Here is a 3,386-nt window from a genome sequence, read left to right as displayed (position 1 = left end):
GAAGCGCTGCCCTACGCGCTGCAGCAGCGCTGCATGCAGGCACTCCCGCACACCGGCCTGCATAACCTCTACGGCCCGACCGAAGCCGCCGTCGACGTCACCAGTTGGGTTTGCTCCGACACGCTGCACCCCGGCATCGTGCCGATCGGCAAGCCGGTGGCCAACACCCGGATGTATATCCTCGATGCGCATCTGCAGCCGGTGCCGCTTGGGGTTGCAGGCGAGCTTTACATCGGTGGCGTACAGGTCGCACGCGGTTACCTGAACCGGCCGGAGCTGACCGCCGAGCGTTTCATCGCCGATCCGTTCAGCGATGACGCCGATGCCCATCTGTACAAGACCGGCGACCTCGCCCGCTTCCTCGCCGATGGCAACATCGAGTATCTCGGCCGCAACGACTTCCAGGTGAAGATCCGCGGTCTGCGTATCGAACTCGGCGAGATCGAAAACCGTCTCGCAAGCCACACAGACGTGAGCGAAGCCGTCGTCATCGCACGCGAGGACAATGCCGGGTACAAATCACTGGTTGCTTATGTTGTGCCGCGCGAACAGCGCACGCCGGGCGCTGCGGAACTACGTGAGTTCCTTGCCGCACAGCTAGCCGAATATATGGTGCCGGGTGCGTTTGTCGTACTTGATGCGCTGCCGCTTTCGCCTAATGGCAAGCTCGACCGCCGTGCATTGCCTGCGCCGGATGCTTCTTCAGTTGTCACCCGCGTTTATGAAGCCCCGCAGGGCGAGATCGAAACCGCGCTTGCCGCGATCTGGCAGCAACTGCTTGGTATCGAACGTGTCGGCCGCAACGATCACTTCTTCGAGCTCGGCGGTCATTCGCTGCTCGCCGTGCAGTTGCTCTCGCGCCTGCGCCAGCAATTTGACGCCGAAGTCGCCCTGCGCGAACTTTTTGCACAGCCCACGCTCGACGCGCTCGCACGCGTCGTCTCGCAGGCCTCGCGTGCCGGCCTCGCGCCGATCGAACGCCGCGAGCGCAGCCTGCCGCTACCGCTTTCGTTTGCGCAGCAGCGCCTGTGGTTCCTCGACCGGCTCGATCATGCTGCCGGTGCCGCGTATCACATGCCCGCGGCGCTGCGTCTCGCCGGCACATTGCAGCGTGATGCATTGCGTGCCACGCTTGACCGTCTGCTCGAGCGCCACGAAATCCTTCGTACGTCGTTCGCCATGCATGAAGGTCAACCGGTGCAGCGTATCGCTGCATCCGCTGCGTTCGCGCTCGTTGAAACCGATCTGCGCGCGCTCGATACTGCCGCTCAACAGGCCGAAGTGGAGCGCCTCAGCCAGCTTGAAGCGGTTGCCGCGTTCGATCTCGCCACCGGCCCGCTGATCCGCGGCCAGCTGCTGCAGCTCGGTGAGCATGAGCACATCCTGCTCGTCACGCAGCATCACATCATCTCCGACGGCTGGTCGATTGGCCTGCTGATCGACGAGGTCAGCGCCCTCTACGCTGCGTTCTGCCAGCAACAGCCCGATCCATTGCCCGAACAGCCCGTGCAGTACGCGGACTACGCCGCATGGCAGCGTCAGTGGCTGCAGGGTGAGGTGTTGCAGCAGCAGCTCGGGTTCTGGAAGAACCACCTGCTTGGCGCACCTGCGCTGCTCGAACTGCCGACCGACCGCCCGCGTCCGGCCGTGCAAACGTATGCCGGCGCCAGCGTGGCGTTCACGCTGCCCGCACAGCTCAGCGCGTCGCTGCGTACGCTCAGCCAGCAGCACGGCACCACGCTGTTCATGACGCTGCTGGCCGGCTGGTCCGTGCTGCTTGCGCGGCTGTCTAACCAGCAGGAAGTGGTAATCGGCACGCCGGTCGCCAACCGTCCGCGTGCCGAGCTCGAAAAGCTACTTGGTTTCTTCGTCAACACGCTGGCGCTGCGCGTGAACATCGATCACAACCCGAGCGTCTCGCAGTTGCTGTCGCAGGTCCGCGAAACGGCGCTGGCCGCCTACGCGCATCAGGACCTGCCGTTCGAGCAAGTGGTCGAAGCGCTGCAGCCCACCCGCACCCTCAGCCATAGCCCCGTGTTCCAGGTCATGCTCAGCATGGACAACACGCCGGCAAAAACGCTCGAGCTGCCCGGCCTCAACCTGTCAAACCTGCCGCTGCAGCAGATCACCACGCAATTCGACCTGACGCTGTCGCTGAAGGAAGAAGGCGAAACGATCACCGCCGTGCTCGACTACGCGAGCGACCTGTTTGATCGCCGCACGGTCGACCGCTTTGTACGGCACTTCGAAGTGCTTCTGCAGGCAATGGCCACCGATGCCGGGCAAAACGTCGCCACCTTGCCGCTGCTGGACGAACAACAGCGCACGCAGTTGCTGGAGGAATTCAACGACACGCGTGTCGAGTTCCCTCAACACCTGCTGATCCACCAGCTCGTCGAAGACCATGCGGGTGCGCGGCCCGATGCGCTGGCCGTGGCTTGTGACGGTCAGCAGCTCACCTATCGCCAGCTCAACGCGCGTGCCAACCAGCTCGCCCATCGTCTGATCTCGATGGGGGTGCGCCCCGACCAGCGCGTCGCGCTGTGCGTCGAGCACGGTATCGACATGCTCACCGGGCTGATCGGCATCCTCAAGGCCGGTGCCGCCTACGTGCCGCTCGATCCGGCTTATCCCGCCGAGCGCGTCGCTTACATGATCGAGGACAGCACGCCCGTGGCCCTCGTCACCCAGCGCGCGCTGCGCGACTCGGTGGCCGGTGCGTCCGCATTGCCCGTGCTGCTGCTCGATGGGACGCAGCCCGGTGAATCCTTAGACACGGAACCGACGCACAACCCTGATCCGCAAGCGCTTGGTCTCACTGCGGAGAACCTCGCCTATGTGATCTACACCTCCGGCTCCACCGGCAAGCCCAAGGGCGTGATGGTCGAGCACCGGCATCTGGTCAACTACGTGCTCGATGCGGTTCGGCTCTTCGGTCTGTCTGCTGCCGACGTCGTGATGCAGCAGAACTCGCTGAATTTCGACCTCTCGGTGGAAGAGATTTTCCCCGCGCTCGCCGCCGGCGCTACGCTTGCGCCCAGCTCGCGCATCTTCGGCTTCAGCGCGGGTGCTGCCGATTCCACCGGCAGCCTCGCTAGCTCGAACAGCGTCAACAGCAGCACCGGGGCCGCCGATTCCATCGGCAATTCCACGGACGGTGGCAGCAACGTCGGCATTAACAGCACTGGCAACGAAAACAGCAACGGCAACGGCAGCACGGATAGCACCAGCACCACCCCACGCGCCACCTTCGTGCACCTGACCGCCGCTCACTGGCACACCCTCGTCGCCGAATGGCACCGCAACCCCGCTCGCGCACTCGAACAACTGCACGGCGTACGCCTCGTCAACGTCACCGGCGATGCCCTGTCCGCGCAGAAGCTCGC

General features: G+C 64.5%; 1 pseudogene. It reads left to right on the top strand.

Annotation, left to right across the window (positions count from 1 at the left end):
* Window positions 1-33: 33 nt before the first annotated feature.
* Window positions 34-3,386 (top strand): annotated as a pseudogene (locus ACYVNQ_RS11915) (condensation domain-containing protein); the annotation flags it as partial.

It is taken from the genome of Paraburkholderia jirisanensis, from assembly GCF_054782355.1.
The sequence above is the reverse complement of the archived record's forward strand: the minus strand, read 5'-3'. Positions and strand labels throughout refer to the sequence as shown.